General features: G+C 41.1%; 16 protein-coding genes and 1 pseudogene. 2 read left to right on the top strand and 15 right to left on the bottom strand.

Annotation, left to right across the window (positions count from 1 at the left end):
• Positions 1 to 202: 202 nt before the first annotated feature.
• From DP73_RS24060 to DP73_RS19660, 10 genes and pseudogenes are all read right to left on the bottom strand, one after another.
• Positions 203 to 1,669 (bottom strand): annotated as a pseudogene (locus DP73_RS24060) (trimethylamine methyltransferase family protein).
• A gap of 176 nt (positions 1,670 to 1,845) precedes the next feature.
• Positions 1,846 to 2,484, bottom strand: a complete 639-nt coding sequence (locus DP73_RS19705) for a corrinoid protein (RefSeq protein ID WP_034601951.1) — start codon at positions 2,482 to 2,484, stop codon at positions 1,846 to 1,848.
• 185 nt (positions 2,485 to 2,669) lie between these two features.
• Positions 2,670 to 2,993: a pyrrolysine--tRNA(Pyl) ligase small subunit gene (gene pylSn / locus DP73_RS19700; RefSeq protein ID WP_034601950.1), complete on the bottom strand. Its 324-nt coding sequence runs from the start codon at positions 2,991 to 2,993 to the stop codon at positions 2,670 to 2,672.
• Positions 2,994 to 3,073: 80 nt separating this feature from the next.
• The gene (gene pylD, locus DP73_RS19695) at positions 3,074 to 3,892 is read right to left on the bottom strand and encodes a 3-methylornithyl-N6-L-lysine dehydrogenase PylD (RefSeq protein WP_034601949.1); all 819 of its coding nucleotides are present in this window, start codon (positions 3,890 to 3,892) and stop codon (positions 3,074 to 3,076) included.
• A 5-nt stretch (positions 3,893 to 3,897) separates the two neighbouring features.
• Positions 3,898 to 5,082, bottom strand: a complete 1,185-nt coding sequence (gene pylC, locus DP73_RS19690) for a 3-methylornithine--L-lysine ligase PylC (protein WP_034601947.1) — start codon at positions 5,080 to 5,082, stop codon at positions 3,898 to 3,900.
• A 14-nt stretch (positions 5,083 to 5,096) separates the two neighbouring features.
• Positions 5,097 to 6,185 carry a methylornithine synthase PylB gene (gene pylB, locus DP73_RS19685; RefSeq protein ID WP_034601945.1) on the bottom strand — a complete coding sequence of 363 codons (1,089 nt, stop codon included), beginning with the start codon at positions 6,183 to 6,185 and terminating at the stop codon, positions 5,097 to 5,099.
• Positions 6,186 to 6,624: 439 nt separating this feature from the next.
• Entirely contained in the window at positions 6,625 to 7,578 is a 954-nt protein-coding gene (locus tag DP73_RS19680) for a choline kinase family protein (RefSeq protein WP_034601944.1), read from the bottom strand.
• A 76-nt stretch (positions 7,579 to 7,654) separates the two neighbouring features.
• Positions 7,655 to 8,488 carry a pyrrolysine--tRNA(Pyl) ligase large subunit gene (gene pylSc, locus DP73_RS19675; protein ID WP_034601943.1) on the bottom strand — a complete coding sequence of 278 codons (834 nt, stop codon included), beginning with the start codon at positions 8,486 to 8,488 and terminating at the stop codon, positions 7,655 to 7,657.
• Between the two features lie 489 nt (positions 8,489 to 8,977).
• Positions 8,978 to 9,964, bottom strand: coding sequence for a 4Fe-4S binding protein (locus tag DP73_RS19665; RefSeq protein WP_034601941.1), 987 nt, complete (start codon positions 9,962 to 9,964; stop codon positions 8,978 to 8,980).
• Positions 9,965 to 10,223: 259 nt separating this feature from the next.
• Positions 10,224 to 11,087, bottom strand: a complete 864-nt coding sequence (locus tag DP73_RS19660; RefSeq protein WP_034601940.1) for an SDR family oxidoreductase — start codon at positions 11,085 to 11,087, stop codon at positions 10,224 to 10,226.
• A gap of 189 nt (positions 11,088 to 11,276) precedes the next feature.
• Between DP73_RS19660 and DP73_RS19655 the strand changes: the two genes are divergently transcribed.
• Both DP73_RS19655 and DP73_RS19650 read left to right on the top strand, forming a co-directional pair.
• Positions 11,277 to 12,116, top strand: a complete 840-nt coding sequence (locus tag DP73_RS19655; protein WP_034601938.1) for an SPFH domain-containing protein — start codon at positions 11,277 to 11,279, stop codon at positions 12,114 to 12,116.
• A gap of 77 nt (positions 12,117 to 12,193) precedes the next feature.
• A complete protein-coding gene (locus DP73_RS19650) occupies positions 12,194 to 12,373 on the top strand; it encodes a toxin-antitoxin system HicB family antitoxin (RefSeq protein WP_034601936.1) in 180 nt (59 codons plus the stop codon).
• Between the two features lie 131 nt (positions 12,374 to 12,504).
• Here DP73_RS19650 and DP73_RS19645 read toward each other — a convergent pair whose 3' ends face one another.
• The 5 genes from DP73_RS19645 to DP73_RS19625 form a co-directional block, all read right to left on the bottom strand.
• Positions 12,505 to 13,086 (bottom strand): indolepyruvate oxidoreductase subunit beta, encoded by a 582-nt coding sequence (locus DP73_RS19645; RefSeq protein ID WP_034601934.1) that lies wholly within the window; start codon positions 13,084 to 13,086, stop codon positions 12,505 to 12,507.
• Positions 13,079 to 14,815 carry an indolepyruvate ferredoxin oxidoreductase subunit alpha gene (iorA, locus tag DP73_RS19640; RefSeq protein ID WP_034601931.1) on the bottom strand — a complete coding sequence of 579 codons (1,737 nt, stop codon included), beginning with the start codon at positions 14,813 to 14,815 and terminating at the stop codon, positions 13,079 to 13,081. The genes DP73_RS19645 and iorA overlap by 8 nt, the downstream gene beginning before the upstream one ends.
• A 100-nt stretch (positions 14,816 to 14,915) precedes the next feature.
• Positions 14,916 to 15,824: a bifunctional enoyl-CoA hydratase/phosphate acetyltransferase gene (locus DP73_RS19635; RefSeq protein ID WP_034601928.1), complete on the bottom strand. Its 909-nt coding sequence runs from the start codon at positions 15,822 to 15,824 to the stop codon at positions 14,916 to 14,918.
• Positions 15,825 to 15,872: 48 nt separating this feature from the next.
• The gene (gene buk, locus DP73_RS19630) at positions 15,873 to 16,937 is read right to left on the bottom strand and encodes a butyrate kinase (RefSeq protein WP_034601920.1); all 1,065 of its coding nucleotides are present in this window, start codon (positions 16,935 to 16,937) and stop codon (positions 15,873 to 15,875) included.
• A gap of 408 nt (positions 16,938 to 17,345) precedes the next feature.
• Positions 17,346 to 18,527: an NlpC/P60 family protein gene (locus DP73_RS19625; RefSeq protein WP_034601919.1), complete on the bottom strand. Its 1,182-nt coding sequence runs from the start codon at positions 18,525 to 18,527 to the stop codon at positions 17,346 to 17,348.
• Positions 18,528 to 18,637 lie beyond the last annotated feature (110 nt).

Raw genomic sequence — 18,637 nt, 5'->3', positions numbered from 1 at the left:
TGTTGAGAAGAACCTAATCCTACAAGCCTACAAAAAATTAGGGAGTTCTTACGAAGTAGCTAAGTTTTTAGATATAAGTCAAAGTAAAGCTAATCGTCTGATTCGCAAATATTTCCCATCTGAAGCCTAATAAATTAACGATTAACGATAGTATTGTAAAGGAGCTGGTATTTACCAGCTCCTTTACAATACTAAGTATTATCTAAAATTTTGGTTTTCGTGGTCTTCTTCTCGCTTCTTTTTCCTTAGCCTTAATCTCCGTCGTTTCAGCTTCAGCTTCTAAGACTATTTCTTTCAGCTGGCGTTGGATATCTTCAGGCAGAGGATTTTGATTTTGGTAGTTCTCAAGAATATCAATAGATTTGGCATAGGAGGTTTCGACAATATCCTTACTGCCAGCCGCTTCCCAGTTTTCTCTATTTCTACGATCTAACAATTCTGTTTTAGAAAGCTCTTTAAAATGCGCATAAGTGTGTTCATGGCTAATGAACTCTCCGCCGATACCTACCGAACGGACAACTTCCAAGGCCATTTTCTCATCACTTATGGGTATACCTTTAATGGTATGCATAATCATACGAGCCATCTCGTTTTGCATGACCATTTGAGCATAGTCCCAAGTCAAGCCACCTTCGAGCATCCCTAAACCATATATCATGTTAGCGCCTGCTAACGCTGGTAATAAAGCGGTTAGGGTAAACTCATGAGCTGCTTGGGCATCCGGTACTTTGCTATCTGTCTATCCACCGGCAACCCAGACTGGAATATTATAGAATTGGGAAAGTTTGGCACAAGCTGCACTAAAAAGAGCCAGTTCAGGAGTTCCGACACATGCAACAGTCGTTCTCAGATCCATCATGGTTGTGGAAGTACCATAAACCATTGGATACCCTCTTTTTACGAGTTGACCTAAGACAAACATACTTAAGATTTCGGCATTGTGAGTCACTAGAGTACTTGCCAAGTTAACGCAGGTAGTTCCTCCGGCAAGACCCATGGAATTGATTTTTGCCGGAACACCTAAGCGAATCGCTTGGAGAAGAGTGTCTGTCGCGCCTTTTGCATGAACTAAGGGAGCAACAGGGTCTGTACTTTGTGAGAAAAGGGGTCTTTCACGGAATTTATCTTCGCCACCGGAAACAAGATAGCCCATTTTGGCAGCTGCACGCATATTTTCTGGGCGATTCATCCCAATATAAGCATGCTTTGTTGAATAATTGAAGAATGATTCTGCTATATGAACTTGGGCAACATCCGGATCAACCTCCGAGGGCCCTAAAGCTCTTTCAAAAACAATAATCTGATCCATTGTTTCACAAAAGCGAGTCACATCATCTACGTCTTTTTTAAACGGCTTCCTTAATTGGCGTGTATAAGGGTCAATCAGACGGATAGCTTCCCCAAAATTAACGAATCCGGTGCGGTTCCCTTCGTTCAGCCAATCATTTTCACGTTTTCTTCCACAAGCTCTAAATGTTTTAGGAATTGAGCGGATAGCGTCTTCGACTAAGTGCGCTGGTATTTTGACAATATTTGTTTCTCGATCAAGAGTACATCCAGCACTATAGAAAATTTCCCGTGCTTCTTCACTTTCAACTCTTACTCCGATGTCCCAAAGCAGATCCAATGTAGCTAAATGTACATCGTACAGCTCATCGTAGGTAAACATATTTAGCCCGATTCCATCCATTCTACTAGAACCAGCATGTATACCTCTGTATGTCAAAAAAATCACCTCCATATTTATATAGAACTAGAAAGTCGCGAATCAGTCATCGTATAAATAAGCCAGAATTATATGAATAAATCACCCCCTTAAATAACTGTAGATTATAAATAATCTAATTATTTTGAAGCTAAAAGTCTCTTGCAGAGCTCCACAGCGGATCCTGCATCCGGAGCATAGCCGTCGGCACCAATGGTGTCAGCATATTCCTGAGAAACAGGCGCTCCCCCGATTATGACTTTAACTTTGTCTCTTAGCTCTTCTTCTTCCAACAATTCAATAATATCTTGCATGGCAGGCATTGTCGTAGTAAGCAAAGCTGATAAGGCAACAATATCAGGTTCATGTTCAATAACAGCATCAATAAAATCTTCCGCTGAAATGTCTACTCCCATATTGATTACTTCCAGACCGCCGCTCTCAATCAGCATGCCGACAAGATTTTTACCAATATCATGTAAGTCTCCTTTTACAGTTCCCAGAAGAATTTTCCCTTGGCTCTTTTGGTCGGCTTTGGCGATTAAGGGTTTAACAATTTCAAGTCCACCACTCATGCTTTTAGCCGCCATGAGAACTTCCGGAACATACATATCCCCAGCTTTAAAACGAATTCCTACAACATTCATTCCGGCAATTAGACCCTCATTGACAATCTCAAGAGGATTATTCCCAGAGGCTATGAGATTTTGTACATGCTCCTTTACCTTATCCTTTTGACCCTCGATAACACTTTGTGCAAGATCGGCATAGTTAGACATTCCTTAAACTCCTCCTCTTTTTCAAGTTATAAAGACATAAACACACTAAGAGTTAGCCCTTGAGAAAAACCTTCAGCTATATTGGGCAAGGTTTTTTATAATAAAGCTTGCTCTTGCAGTTCTGAATCATGAACAAGCATTATTTCTCTTTGGTGAATGATTATTAGTCGTAAAAGACTTCCCTTTTATAAGCGAGATCCATAATTTTGATTTACGTGAGTCGATGAATACTTTTCCAACTTCCACTCAGGAATTTTGCAGGTAGTGCAAGCACGAAAAAATAATTTATTGCGAAGACAACGAGCCGCCCGACTGTGTTTAGAATTGTAAATTTGAAATCTTTCGTTGCAATGGGTCACGATCTCCGCCGTATTTCCTCTTATTGTCATACTTTTTACGCCATGTAACGTACCACTTCTAGAGGGCCAAAGCTTTAACTTTTCTACAAATTTAAAAAAATCCACATTCTTGCGATAATAACGTTTCTTTTTGGTTGCATCTGCTGTCATGACATCACTCCTAACGTGTCCTGCAACTCTGTCATAAAACTCTGTCATAAAACTCTAGTTAGAGTACTTTTTCAAATCCCCTACAGTACATCGAACATCATGGTGGCCACGCCTATATGCAGGGGGTCATGAAGTAATCTAGTAGAGACCTTTTCCAGACCGGCAGCCTCGACACCAAGAGGAATACCGGGAGCCGCAATTCTTGTATTGTCAGTGATATGTTCTAATAAAATAATATTTTCAGCCGGACAAGCATCAACTATGTTTTGATAATGGTTCAAGGCAACATTTAGATCAGTCTCGATAGTTACCCTATAACCCAGCTTTCTTAAAGTTGCTTGGAGTCTTTCCCTTGGTTCTTTCTCAATATCATAAACTCCAACCTCAGCTCTGAAACGAGCCAGGGCAATAGCTGCCCCGACGCCAACCGGTCCAGCTCCAAGCACTAATACCTTTTTACCTTCTAAGCCGTTACTCATACGTTCAAGTCCAGCGGCATATCCTCTGCCTGTAGCCTCACCATTATCAGAGACCTTAGCTGTGCGTACATTTACAGCGACAAAACGTTCATCATCTGCCATAAATAACACTTCGGCACCCTCTTGGATTGCCTCCGCAATTCCACCGGCATCCCAACTCTTAGTTGTAAATGCCTTAAAGCCTAGATAGCTGATTATTCCAGCTACGGATTCCGCAAAACCCTCGATGATGCCTTGCCCACAAGACATCGGAACTACTGCCACCTTTGCTTGATGATTTACTTCAATATTTGAGTGAAACCCTGCGGCTCTCGCAGCAAGCTCTTTCAGCGAACAACCTGTTTTCCTAATCAATTGTTGGTCATAGTCTTCTAGGGTTGTAGGAATTTCAACAACGTCTTCGTGCTTTAGTCTTGTCAAGATGATCAACTCCCTGAGGCATATATTCTGTCAGCTTGTTCCGCATAATTCGGATCTCTGTCATAATAATGTCGGATTCCCCATGCGTTTTTTATAGATTGGATAACAACCTCACGTTGTTTCCAGGCAGCTTGTAGGTTTTTTCCTTTTATTATTAGTGTAGCTACCCAGTCAGTCTTACCCGGAATATAGTTCGAAATAGCTTCATCTGCTCCAAAGAAATCCGGATAGAGGTGAAGTGGCCCTGCGTCGGCCATGATATGCTCGCCGCATATTTCAAGACTATCGTCGGTGACATGGATGTGTTCGAAGATCACACCGAATTTTTCGTTTATTTTAAACTCAGTCCAGGGCACTTTATGGACAAATGCTTCTCCTAAAACCTTCAACATATTAACACCCGTTGAATGAAACACAGCAATAGGAGTTTGGCTGGGAAGTCGGGCATCAATCTCCAGAACTTTTAATTTGCCTTTATGCAAGATTGTCTCAATATCCATGATCCCGTTTAACTTAAGAGTTCGCGCTAGGTTCATGCCAATTTGTTCAAATTCATTTCTGAGTTCATCGGATAATATTGCGGAGCCAATAACTCGTTTACAATCATATATTTCATCCATGTGAAGTTCAGTAATGTGGAGGACTTTATAGACTCCCCCATAGCCAATGACTTCTAATGAGTAGGATGGCCCTTCCAAATACTCTTCTATGACCCAGTCTGTTAGTCCCTTATCAAGCAAATTCTTAAATTCTAGAGAACTTTTTACCAGGCGGACTCCCTCACTTCCACTTGCTCCGGATGGCTTGAGGATTACAGGAAATCCACATTCCGGCCAAGGGATTGGCCTTGGAACCCCTGTACGGGCGAACATTTCATTTGAACTGATTTTCGAAGAAGAAATCCTATATGCCTTGCTATCAAAAAGCAAGGGAATATGTGCATTATGAGCACTGCGAACTAAACTATCTAAGGCCTCTAAATTTTCCAAAGCAGGAATAATGAGATCTATATCTTTCAAAAATGGAGTCCATGCATTTTTTGTTACATCCACCCTATAGAATTGTTCACACAATTCTGCTGCCGGCACCCACTCATTTTTATCAACCAGAACAACTTCCCAACCGGCTTTTTTTGCCAAGTAAGCTGCCTCTAATCCTTGGAGCTTTCCTCCTACAATTACTACTCGCACCTCTGGGCCCCTTTCTAAATAGCAAAAAGTTCTTTTCTCTGTTGAATCCATTCTTCGTAATCATCACGGCTTGCCAAAACAAGCCCACACTCTTCTAAGATAGGAGCAATCTTACCTAGTGTTCTGTTTCCATCTTCGATGTCTAAGGATTGATTAGAGACTCCGGCTAAGCCCGATTCTGGCGGAATAATTGAAGTAACAACATTCGCTCCTGCGTTAAGTCGTTCTGCTAGGCCATTTAACCCATCAACATCCAACGAGGCCGGTATCAAGCGATCCGGGAACACAAGGCGCATGACAGCAATTACAAGGAGTTCTTTTGCCCGAGATACTTGGGAAAAGTTTTGCATAGGAGTGTCTTTTTGAGGAATGAAGCTCATTATTCTTACTTGATCTGAACTCAGCTTGCGCATTTCCTCCAGTGAATCAACTAAGTCTGCGTCAGTATCTCCGACTCCAGTTAGTAAACCTTCTTCAAGGAGAAGTCCTATTTGTTTGGCTGCTCGTTTTCTCTCCATGCGTTCCTCAAAATCTTGTCCGAGTCTTAGCTTGCTGTATAATTCCGGGTTATGAGTTTCCTGGTAAGTTGCATACCAATCAACGCCGGCCTCTTTAAACTCAATGAGGATATCTTCCGGAACAACCCCAGCTGAAAGCATAATAGGGATATTAGTACTCTTTTTTATCATCTCAACAGTTCTAACCATACGGGCAAATCCTGCACCTTGGTTCATAAAAAAGAATGGATCTTCTCCCATGGTTAAATCTATTAAGTTTACACCTGCCTCTACCAGACTAAGGGCGGTTTTCATAATTTCCATATCTGTTTTACGGTAACGTTGGAGGGTATTGTTTGACTTTCGATATAAACAAAAAGCACATTCGTTACGACAGTAAGTAGAGAAATATACGAAGCCATATGTGAATATCTTATTCTTAAAGTAACGTTCTCTAAGGGATCTAGCTGTTTTAAAGACCTTTGCAACATCTTTATGATCTGATACTTGTAACAAAAAGAGAAGTTCATTACGCTTTAGAGGAATTTCCTTAGCTGCTTTTCCTAATATTTCATCTAATGTTGAAGTTGCCAAATCCACTGCCATTTAGTCACCTTCTTTTTTTGTTAAGTATACTACATAATTTAGGTTGAGCTACACATGAACTGTTCTTTGTACTTTAATGCTTTATTTATAGATTTATCCTCAGATCTTATAATGACTAATTTACAGATGCAAATTCCATGCCAATTCATTGCGGAAAATTTAAGTTTATCTAAGTTTACTGATAAGCCTTCTGTGAAAAGGATTCGACGGTTCGCTATCCTTCCATTTCCCCATATAAAGTAACTCAATCCTATTTTGAAGAGGTTAAAATGTTAGTATTCGAGTCTGTAGGCACTCTATATAAGTCACTATTAACTTATTATTCTGAACATCATTGGTCTCAAAGGGTAGAAAAAATTGGCCCGGTTTTTACACCGGACCTTTAAATAATTCAGAGATTTAGATGTGAGTAAAGATGTATAGTCTACAAAGCTACTTATTATTGGTTAGCTTTAATAGCTCGATCTAGGCTTCCATCGTGAATTAATGCATAAGCTCTATTAAATCTATTTAATCCATATGGCCAATAATCTTCTTTTGACTTGCCCATGGCAATTTGGAGTACTGCCCAATATGACCATAAAGCATCACATAAAAATTTGTTGATTATCAGGGATCCGATTTGCTTATCTGTCAAATCCCCACCATAGTACTCTTTCAAGAAGAAACGTTCTTGCTCATCAGTTAATTCTGCTTCTATTGCCAATGCTCCTAGATCAAACAGCGGATCGTTCATTCCGCCATACTCCCAGTCAATAAGATAGAAGTTCTTTTTATCATCTAACCAGTTTTCACAAAGTGGGTCATTATGGCAAGGTGCTTGAGGCGGAGGATTTTTTCTAAAGAGTTCTTTGATTTCCTCGACTTTTTTCTCCATAGTTTCAGCACCTTCATAAAATTCTGAATTCTTTTCTGCCAATAACTTAATGTAAGCATCAATTTCTTTTAATGGGTTAAAGACCGAGATAAATTCCTTTTGACAATCGTGATACTTTTTGAACACTTGGGCCGCCATACTCAGATATTGTTGTTGTTCTTTAAAATCCGGTATATGTAAGGTTTTACAATCATCAATATACTTACACACCTGGTTTCCCGTAGTTTCATCATAATAAATAATCGGGGCACTAATCTGAATATCAGCCATTAATTGCGCATTATGCTTTTCTGCCGGACGATTTAAGTATTCCATCGTACCTGCTCCCGCGAGCCTCACAGCATATGTAACTCCACCAATTGTTACCTTATAATTGCTATTGGTTAATCCTCCGGGCAAAATTTCAATTTCACTAATTCGGGATTCGTTAAAAAAGGGAATCTCGCTGATCATTTTGTAGATGCGTCCGATATGTTCCTTGGATATGGAGGGTTCGATCATAACTTGTTCATGCATAATTATAGATCCTCCCGTTCAAATTAGAATTTTCTCAAACACACAACTCAAATTCCGAACTCTGCTGGCAAAAGAATTAGATATTTAACCGTACACCATTTAGATACGTAAGGCTCCTACCCATGCTTTGGACATTTTGGGATCCCTCTTTAATCATCAGTAATCGCTCTAATCCAAACCCTATACCAACCCATGGATCAAAAATTCCCCATTGATCATCTAGGACATGAGGACCCATAGCACTTGAGCCTAATTCAATACCCTTAACAACATCTAAGGTATCTCCATAAACAACCGAAGATTCCGACTCTAGTTGGTAATCATCAATTCCCACTGTGTTCATAACCAATGCAGCAAGTTCTTTTAATCTTTGATGCCTCTGATCAAGCGGCAATCCTAATTCCGTTAGGTTCAGCATTGTAAACTCATTCAGATGCAAGGAACCTTTCGATTCCTTCCTATAGCAAGTCCCTATTTCAAAGATCCTGATTGGTTTTTCCCATAAACGCAAAAGATCTCTCCAGAGGGTATATAGATTTGGAGCCAGCATGGGACGTAAACATCGCTTTGAATCAAGCCAAAAAACTTGCGAGAAAAGCGGATGATCATCCGAGACGGACATTTTTGCTAGGGCGGTTTTAGAAATGATCGTGGGAGTGACTACTTGGACAAATCCCTCCTGTGTCAAAGCTTCTACAAGCTGTTGTTCAAGTACACTTAAAGACGGACGCCGATTAGTTTCTAACAATTCTTGTAACTTTTGTTTTCCTCTAATTACCAGGAGATGTTCCTGTTCCTGATAAGCACGATCCCGTTCTTGATGAGACTCAAAACACATTTCTTGCAGTACTTCACTAGCATTAAGTTCTTGTAATCGTTGTTTTTGGATGGGTGTCCATGTAATGCTCACTCTCAGTTTCCCCCCTGATAATATTGGCGAGGAGTACGGGAGTTTCACCCGCCTACGCGGATTTAGAGTCCACGCGATCAATCCGATCTACCCCCCATTTAAAAATGACTTCAAGAACTCGCATGAAATACATTCATTTATCATTGCAAATTACATGCCAATTCTGTGGTTAGATAAATATAAATTCGCAAACCCTTTGTTTACAATCTTAGCCTTGTTTAGTGTGCACTTTACAGCATTTCCTTTGGATTTCAGCCTAATAATCACTAGTTTGGCTGAAACCCTAAGAAGCAACCTTCAACTAAATTCTATTTTATCTTACACTAATACAATAATTCAAGTCACGAAGGACTTTTCTCAGTCATTCATGACTTATGAGTCTTATTATTGTTTTGCGACACTACAAGTTCTTTCTCGGAGTAATATTATTAAACCTCAAGTCCGAATCGCCTAGTTTCTAATTCTATGAAAGGTGTCAAAACAAATTTTTTAATTCACTTTGGAAAGCAGTTCCTGATAAACCGTTATCGATATTTTTGACTCCCAATGTCCAGTCACAATTGCCAAACCGATAATCAAAAACCACAGAGTCAAAACTCCTACTGCCAAATTTTGCGGGGACAGAAAATTTCGACCAGTAACAGCTTGAAACTTGAGAGTATCATTCACAGGGCATTTTTGCACACAATTTAAGCATCCCGTACATTCCGGAGACCATACCCTCTCTGCCTTCTCAACAAGCACCCGGTTCGGACAACTTGCGTTACATTTTCCGCAATGAACGCAGGATTCTTTATTACGCGTGATTTTGAAGGGACTGAGTAGGCTGAATAGTCCTAAAAGTCCTCCGTAAGGACATAAATAACGACACCAAAAGTTTTCAAAGAAAATCGATAATAAAACAATAAGTCCGATTACACTCATCCCTACGATGCCCAGATTACGGAAGAAAGACAGCATCTTCACATCGGCTAAAATATTATAAGGAGTGTACATAAAAGAAATGGCTTCTGAACCGTTCATCATGAATAAAATACCCGCAATGAAGATGGACAAGAGGATGTATTTGAGCGATCGCAAACAAAGGTCTAACCAGTTAGGAATCTGAAAATTTCTCCCGAAAATCTGTTTGCCGATTTGGGCTAGTCCCTCTGAAAGTGTTCCAATGGGACAAATCCAAGCACAGAAGGATCGTTTGAATATCACTGATAGAGTGATGGCTGCCAGGAATATCACTAACCCTGCCGGATGAATAGGATCGAATCTCCCAGTCGCAACCCATGCCTTCAAACCGACTAGAGCACTGATTGGCAAAAACCCCTCTACTCCCGCCGGCCTAGAAACTGTTAAAGCTGAGTTATTAGCCAGTTGTTCAGTAAAAATGACAAAGACTACTCCGATATACAGTACTATAGCAGCAAAGAGGAATTGTACAACATTTCTAACCGAAACATTTCTGTGGATGTTGAATTTCATATTGGCCCCCAATCTAGATTTGCTGTTAACTTATAAGGTTCATACTTAGAAAAGAAGTACAATCTATTATACTAAAAAAATTCGGCAGAAATAGTGATATTGATCACATGGAATATTTTGTTCGCTTAGTTGTTACCAACCAACTTATAGCAGGTCATAAAAAAATGACAACCATACCGTTGTACTCCACAGTATAGTTGCCTTTAAATATTCCAATTAAGAAAAAGACAGCATCCTTAGCATCCTGACTACCACTTTTTCAGCTATTTACAATTTTCCCGCCATTGATGTGAAGCATCTGCCCTGACATATAACTTGAGTCATCCGAGGCCAGAAAAACATAGGCCGGTGCTAACTCTTTAGGTTGTCCGGCCCGTTGCATTGGGGTGGTGCTCCCAAAAGTCGCCACGCTGTCAGCTTGAAAAGAAGCTGGAATTAACGGTGTCCAAATAGGACCCGGAGCGATGCCATTTACTCTAATCCCCAACTTGCACAGGGATTCTGACAAAGAACGGTTAAAGGAAACCACTGCTCCCTTAGTGGCGGAATAATCAATCAGTTGATCATGTCCCTCATAAGCTGTAATTGAAGCAGTATTTATAATCACACTCCCGGTCTTTAAAAAAGGTAATGCCGCTTTCGCCATGAAAAAGTAGCTATAAATATTTGTCCGAAAGGTTCTTTCCAACTGTTCACTTGTGATATCTAACAAACTATTCTGCGGATGTTGTTCTCCGGCATTATTGACTAAGATATCCAGTTTTCCAAAGTTTTGTACAGTTTGCTTCACGACTTGCTGACAAAACCCTTCATCCCCAATATCTCCGGCATAAACAAGGCAGCGTTTGCCTAATTGTTCAATGCGAGCCTTGGTCTGATTGGCATCTTCATGTTCATTCAAGTAAATAATTGCAATATCTGCACCTTCCTTGGCAAAAGCTATGGCTACCCCTCGTCCAATTCCACTGTCCCCCCCGGTAATTATAGCAACTTTTCCCTTAAGCTTGTTGTTCCCCACATAATTAGCATCTTCGGCAATCGGTAAAGGATTCATCAAGGATTCCAGGCCCGGTTGCTGTTCTTGATGCTGAGCAGGAAAAGTAGGTTGAGGCATATTCGTCATTATCGTTCCTCCTAAATCACTAGTTCAGTATTTAAAATGGCCATTTTTCAGATTTATAGTCGTACATTTTAATGTTCTTCAGTAGGATTGTAAGCACTTACCTTCATAGCTTGCTAAAAGATACTACTTTACATATCCATTAAAAGTGATATCATATAAATATCAATATGAACTCAAGGAGGAATTAAAATGATCGAGAAAAAAGCTTGGGCTGTCAATGGTTATTTTGCTCTGATTCTAATTCTGGCACTGATAATTGGAGGTATTGCCCTAGTTATTCAGGAAAACTTAGTGGGTATCCCCATGATTATCTTGGCTATTATCCTAGCTTCCGGTATTCTGGTGGTTCAACCCAATAAATCCTATGCCCTTGTGTTTTTCGGGAGCTATCTGGGGACGATCCGCCAACCTGGTTTATGGCTCAGTGTTCCACTTGCTATTCGCAAGGGAGTATCTTTACGAGTGCGAAACTTTAACAGCAAAACTCTAAAAGTAAACGATATAGAAGGTAATCCTGTGGAGATTGCAGCAGTCGTAGTATTTCGCGTAGTAGATACAGCTAAAGCCATTTTTGACGTTGAAAAATACGAAGAATTTGTAGAGATACAGAGTGAAACAGCATTACGCCACATCGCAACCCGTTATGCCTACGACAACTTTGAAGGACAAGGCTTTTCCCTTAGAGGAAATCCTGAAGAAGTATCCCATGAATTAATGAACGAGCTCCAACAAAGGCTTAATCTAGCTGGTGTAGAAGTAAGCGAAGCCCGGCTCACCCACCTGGCTTATGCTACAGAAATTGCCGGTGCTATGCTTCAGCGTCAACAAGCATCTGCTATCCTCTCCGCTCGCCAAATTATTGTCGAGGGCGCTGTCGGTATGGTCCAAATGGCTATTGAACGAATCGAAAAAAATGGGGTTGTGGAACTTGATGATGAGCGTAAAGCCGCAATGATTAATAACCTCTTAGTCTCTATCGTTTCCGAACGGTCGGCCCAACCTGTCATTAATGCCGGAACAATGTATTAGTTAACTCTTATCAACAATCTCTTTTATTAATTAATAAATCAATTATCTTGAACAGCTTTACATTGGATGTGTTAAAAATGGCAACAAAGAAACAATTTCCCTTGCGCCTTGATCCAAAACTCCATGCTGCTCTGGAACGCTGGGCCGCTGATGAATTCAGAAGCACCAACGCTCATATTGAGTTTTTACTTCGGGACGCAGTACGTCGGGCAGGACGATTACAAGAGAACCCTACCTCAGAGGATTCAAGAAACTAAAGTTAGATATAACAAAAGAAGCTGGTGCACCTACGTGTTCCAGCTTCTTTTCATCTTGTTCTTCGGTGGAGGTAGACTCCCTACAAAAACTCGATGTTCAACTATTGTTGAACGAGTTCTCTAAGACCGAATCATTTGGCTTCGGCGACTCCCAAAGCAAAGGCTTTCTTATTTAATTCCAGTAGCTTTGCTGGGATTCTTGCTTCAAGGGCATTTTTCCAGGTATCCTCCGGGAAATTCATGTACTTAGAGAGTACTCCCATTAAAACCACATTCGTCGCCTTGGCATTACCGGCTTCGGAAGCCAACTTTAACCCATCCAATTCAATATAACGCTCCACACGTTCTTTGAGGTCACTCAAAATTGTTTTGGGGTAGGTCTGGGCTCCGATAAGAACTGTTAATGGTACAATTTTTTGGGTATTAACGATTAAGACGCCGTCCTTTTTCAGGAAGTGAGCCCACCGATAAGCTTCCAGTTGTTCAAAGGCTACAATAAAATCTGCCTCTCCTGGTTCTATAACAGGAGAGTAAACGTTCTCCCCCATCCGAACTTGGGTTACAACAGATCCACCTCGCTGAGCCATACCGTGGATTTCTGACATCTTTACCTCGTACCCTTGGGCCATGGCGACATGAGTTAAAATTTTCGAGGCTAAAATTGTTCCCTGTCCTCCAACTCCTACGAGTAAAACATTAGTTATTTTAGACATTACCGTCACCGGCCTTTCGCAAGGCATTAAACTTACATATATTTATGCACACTCCGCACCCTGTACATAGGGCTTGATCAACTTGAGCAGTTTTATTTTCTTCATCAAAGGAAAGTGCTGGACATCCTAGCTTTATACACATTTTGCAACCGCTACAGTCTTGAACTTGGAGAGGCTTTTCCGTGTTTTTGATAATAAGAGCACAAGGACGTTTAGCAATAATCACTGAAGGTTCAGACGCGGCAACTTCAGATTTAATGACTTCTTTAACCCTAGTCAAATCAAAAGGATCAACCTCGGTAACACGCTTTATACCCAAAGCCTTACATAAAGCAACAAAGTCGACTTGAGGAGCCGGCTGACCCATAAGTGACTGGCCGGTAGACGGGTTATGCTGGTGCCCTGTCATGGCTGTGATGGAGTTGTCGAGAATAATTGTCGTAAGGTTTCCACCGTTGTAAACCACGTCCATAAGTCCGGTAATCCCCGAATGGAGGAAGGTTGAGTCACCAATTACTGCCACCATATTATCGGCCATTTCAGGATGAGCTTTGATCATACCTAAACCTGCTGAGATTGAGGCCCCCATGCAAATTGTTGTATCCATTGCTTGGAGAGGAGCCATTGCCCCCAAAGTATAACAGCCAATATCACCTGAAACGATGAGTTTAAGTTGTTTAAGGGTATAAAAAACTCCACGGTGTGGGCAACCGGGGCACATCACCGGCGGACGAACCGGCGAGTCAAAAGCTGGAGCTACCGTTATTCCGGGTTGACCGCTGATCTTTTCCCCTACCATCCGAACGGAGAGTTCCCCATAGGGCGGGAAGAGTTCTTTCCCTACCACATTAATCCCCAGTCTACGGACTTCATTTTCCATATAAGGTTCCAATTCCTCGACAACATAGAGTTTATCGACTTTAGCCGCAAACTCTTTAATTAAGCCTGCCGGTAAAGGATTGGTCAATCCTAATTTTAGAACAGAAGCCTTAGGAAGAGCCTCTTTAACATATTGATAGGAGATCCCGGAGGTTATAATTCCAACGGTCGGGTCATCCATCTCCATATAATTAACTGCCACTGTCTCTGTATAGTCAGCGAGTTTATGCATCCTTTCTTCCACTACTAAGCGCCTAGCGCGTCCATTAGCCGGAAGCATAACATATTTACTTTGATTTCGCTCATAAGTTTTGATGATTCGTTCTTGTGGATCCTTTAACTCTACAAAACTTTGGGAGTGGGCTATCCGTGTGGTTATCCGAATCATTACGGGTGTATCAAAAGCTTCGGAAATCTCCATTGCCAAGCCAACCATGTCTTTAGCTTCCTGAGAGTTGGAGGGTTCTAACAAGGGTATCTTGGCAAAGGCTGCATATAGTCTATTGTCCTGCTCATTCTGCGAGGAGTGCATTCCAGGATCATCCGCTGACACTAAGACTAAGCCAGCACGAGTTCCAGTGTAAGCTACAGTAAAAAGCGGATCCGCAGCTACATTAACACCTACCATTTTCATAGCAACAATAGAGCGAGCGCCGGCAATAGCTGCCCCGATTCCGACTTCCATTGCTACTTTTTCATTAGGCGACCACTGACAATAAACTTCAGGGTATTTTACAATATTTTCGAGGATTTCAGTACTTGGTGTGCCAGGATAGGCAGCAGCTACGCCGACTCCATATTCATAGACACCCCGAGCAATTGCCTCATTGCCTGTCATTAATTTTTTCATGCTTTCTCTAGTCTCCCCCCTTAGTAGAAATGAGCAAATTTTTTCTAAAATAAACTCATATAAGCATTTTAACTCAAAAAATAGAAAAATGTAAAGGGGCTTAAGACACTGTTCGGCTTAAAGCTGCCATAGTTATGGCCATAAACTTGTTCCTAGGAGTGTCGCTTCGTGAGGTCAGTACTATAGGTACTTTGGCCCCAAGGACAATTCCTGCCATTGTTGCTCCTGCAAAATAGACCATTGATTTTCCTAAGACGTTCCCTACCTCAATTGTCGGAGTTAAAATCAAATCAACTTCGCCATTAATCCGGCTGCTAATTCCCTTGTGTTTCAGTGCAACAGCACTTACTGCTCCGTCAAGAGCTAGCGGGCCTTCTACAATCGCCCCGGAGAATTCTCCTGCTTTTCCCATTGCGACTAATTCCTTGGCATCCATTGTCGCCGGCATTTTAGGATCAACTATTTCATTAGCTGCGAGTATTATGACATTTACTAATTCCATTCCGATTCTCTGCAAATAGAACAAACTGTTTTCTAATATTTGTTTTTTCTGAGTCAAGTCCGGTGCAATATTCATTCCTCCATCTGTTACAAAGAACAAATGAGAGTACCCAGGCACTTGAAATGCTGCTAAGTGACTCAGTAAGCGTCCGGTTCGAAGTCCTCCTTCAGGACGAAGTACAGCGCGTAAAAAGTCCGAACTGTTAATCAGGCCTTTCATCAAAAAATCCGCTTCCCCATTGACAATTGCGTCTACAGCTCTATGAGCTGCATCCTGTGGATTGGCTTCATGAATCAACTTAGCACTTTCCAAGTTCCATCCAATTTCAAAGGCTAGTTCCTTGATTTGATTGACATCACCAATCAGCAGCGGTGTAATCAGTCCTTCTTGTTCGGCTAGTTTGATAGCTTCCATTACTTCTTTATCGGCAGCAGCTGCCACAGCTACTTTTGCCCGGCCTAAACTCTTAGCTCTATCGAATAAAGCATCGAACCCGCTAAAGCGCATTATTACACCCCATTTATAGAAACTTTATTAGCTAGTATTCATACTCAATTAGTAGGTATAGGTTAAAGCTTCCTCTTCACCATTAAGAACTCTTAAGGCACCAAGAGCTAATGCTTCCATCTCTTCTTCGCCTGGAATCACAATTACCTGAGCAATAAATGATACCCTCCGCGTGATTTCCCGAGTAATAAAATCTGAATGAGCTAGTCCCCCGGTCAAGACTATCTGGTCAACCTCACCGAGCAAAACCGTTGCCATTGCCCCAATTTCCTTCGCTACTTGATAACATAGTCCTTCTAGGATAAGACTTGCGTAGGAGTCTCCGTTTTTCATCCTTTTCTCAACTTCCTGAGCATCTTTAGTTCCCAGATAAGCGAACAAACCACCTTCCTTAAGGATTTTAGCTCGCATCTCCTGCTCAGTATACTTCCCCGAATAGCATAATTTTACAAGTTGAGCGCTGGGCAGGGTACCACAGCGTTCAACCGAATAAGGCCCCTCATTATTAGCATTATTGACATCAATCATTTTCCCTCGCCGATGAGGGGTTACTGAAATTCCTCCACCCAAATGAGCAACAATAAGGTTAACCTCATCATAAGCCTTCTCTAACCTATTAGCCACCTTTCGGGCTACAGCTTTCATGTTTAAGGCATGGGATTGGCTGAGTCGGGGGAGTTCAGGTAGTCCCGAAAGCCTGGCTACCGGCTCCATTTCGTCAACCGAAACGGGATCTACAATATAGACAGGAACTTTTGTTTTCTGTCCTAAGTAATAGGCAATGATACCACCTAAATTTGAAGCATGTTCCCCACCAGGTGGGTTTTGCAAGATTCTAACCAAATTTTCGTCCACCAAGTAAGTTCCGCCAACAAGTGGATTGAGCATTCCGCCCCGTCCCACTATGCCAGCAAAAGAGTCCAGGGAAGATCCTTTTTCCTCTAAGAGCTCTAATATATATTTGATGCGATATTCAGTTTGATCACTTACCCGTAAAAAGGTGTTGATCTCCTGTGCAGGATGATTTATTCCATACTTCCATAAACAATTGCAATTCTCATAAACAGCAATTTTTGTTGAAGTTGATCCTGGATTAATAACGAGTATTTTCAAGAATCTATCCCCCTAGTTTTAAATAAAAAGAAATTTTTATTAGTTAATGATCACTTAACCGGGCCAAGCCTTCCAGCCTTTTATTATATCACAACATATCACAACTAAAACGCATAATGCTAAATGCCTTACCCTACAGAATGTTATAATTCAATTTCACCTCGTTTATGGTTTGGAGAATTAATGTCTTCAGATATGAAAATTCTACTTGAGATTTTCTACTAACAAAAAAATAAAACCCTAGCCATTATAAGTATGTCTAGGGTCCCGATCAGCAATTTAGATTGAAAACCAAAAGGATTTGGAACTTAAAAGTGAGATTAACCTGCCCATCCCAAATCAACATTAAGTGGTTTGTGAATGAATTTCTGTTCCAAAATCAATTCTGGAAAAGCTCGCCCCTGTCATTTACTGGGCGATAACTCGGCGAGCTCCCAGGTATCTCTTTGCCCAGTATGAACTAGTCATATCATCATAGGAAACCCCTCCAGAAGAGGAATGAATCATTGTATTGTTTCCGACATAGATTCCCACATGTGAGGCACCGGATGAATATGTGGCAAAGAACACTAAATCCCCGGGTTTTAAGTCCGAACGAGAGACGGAAACTCCATTTTTAAACTGCTGCTCTGAGGTTCTGCTCAGGGTTATGCCACTGTTTCGAAAAACATATTGTACGTACCCTGAACAATCGAATCCCGGCGAAGGGGTCGTACCACCCCAGACATATTTTATTCCTAAGAATTGAGCTCCATAATTAAGAACTTGCTTAGCTCCACCTGAAACAGCGACTGTACCGGAAACTCCCCCTCCGCCTGATGATGATCCAGAAGATTTCTCCTTGGCAGCGTAAGCAGCTTCAAGTTTTTCTTGTTCGATCAATTGTTGGATACGGTTAACCTTTGCTTGAGCTGATAAGGAAGCATTTAAGGCTGCCTTTTCTTCTTTGCTTAGTTGATCTAAGACAGTCTGCTGTTTAACCAATACTTTCTGAACTTCTTGTTGTGTCTCTGTTTTACCCTGGATGGCAACCTGAATGGCTTCCTTCTTTTGTTCAATAAGATCCTTTTGCGTAGCCATAGACTCCTTCAATTTTTGAATGTCGTCTTGCAGTTTACTGTGATTATTAATGATCATCTGGATCTTATCGGCCCGATCGATAAAATCCGATAAACTGGTGGATTCAAATAAAACCGCCAGGTATGTAGTAAGTCCATCTTCATAGTTGCTGCGCAGGACATTTCCTAAAGCTTTGATGTATTCCTGACGTTTAATCTCAAGCTTTTGCTGCTCAGTCTCTAAATTCTTAAGGTTTTTTTGTTCGTTGGTGAGCTTTTCTTGTTCTCGAGTAATGCTATTATTTAATGCCTCAACGGATTGTTTTAAGGCCAACACCTGGGTGGTCGCGCCGGCTACTTTTTCCTTTTGAGCATTGAGAGCTGCATTCATTTGACTAGCTTGCTTTTGAGATTGAGTGAGTTGTTGTTGTAAATTGTCAGCCCGAACAGGCACCGATGAGGCCATAAAAAGTAAAACTCCGATAAGACCCATAAGGCTTGTCTTACGCAGTATGCTTATCCCTTTTTTCATTAATTCTAGCTCCTTGTTACTTCATATGATTCTATAAATAATTCGCCATAAAGTCTGATTTTCCTTGTGTAATCCGTTAAATATTTGCATTTCCGAATATTGGTTAAGAG

This window comes from Desulfosporosinus sp. HMP52, assembly GCF_000765145.1.
Classification (GTDB): domain Bacteria; phylum Bacillota; class Desulfitobacteriia; order Desulfitobacteriales; family Desulfitobacteriaceae; genus Desulfosporosinus.
The sequence above is the reverse complement of the archived record's forward strand: the minus strand, read 5'-3'. Positions and strand labels throughout refer to the sequence as shown.